The 342-nt window shown below is 41.8% G+C and carries 1 protein-coding gene; it reads right to left on the bottom strand.

Annotation, left to right across the window (positions count from 1 at the left end):
- Positions 1-13: 13 nt before the first annotated feature.
- On the bottom strand, positions 14-342 hold a 329-nt coding region (locus tag H6A27_RS14720), incomplete at its 5' end, for a transposase (protein ID WP_204509219.1).

The raw sequence follows: 342 nt of genomic DNA, 5'->3' as shown, positions 1-342 counted from the left end.
ATAGGATTCTGTATCATTTGACAACACACGGTATATATTCCTTTTCATGTTTGAGTACATAGTATATTCTGTTTACAAGCCGTCTGGCTATCTTTACAATTGATTTCTGAGGATTCATACGTTTACGGTATTCCGTATAGGCTACGGTCATTGCAGGATCCTTGCGGATTGCAATCCATGCGGCTTCTATCAAAAGACACCGAAGCATGAAATGCCGGCGTACAGTTATATCTCCTGTGCCGTTACTTTCACCGCTCGAATGACACATTGGTACCAGACCGATGAAAGAAGCCAGATGGTCAGCATTCTTAAAACGCACTATATCATCAAGCTCAACCATCA

The sequence above is a fragment of the Bacteroides caecigallinarum genome, from assembly GCF_016902295.1.
Lineage (GTDB): Bacteria > Bacteroidota > Bacteroidia > Bacteroidales > Bacteroidaceae > Phocaeicola > Phocaeicola caecigallinarum_A.
Note: the sequence above shows the minus strand (reverse complement) of the source record. Positions and strands in the feature narration are given on the sequence as shown.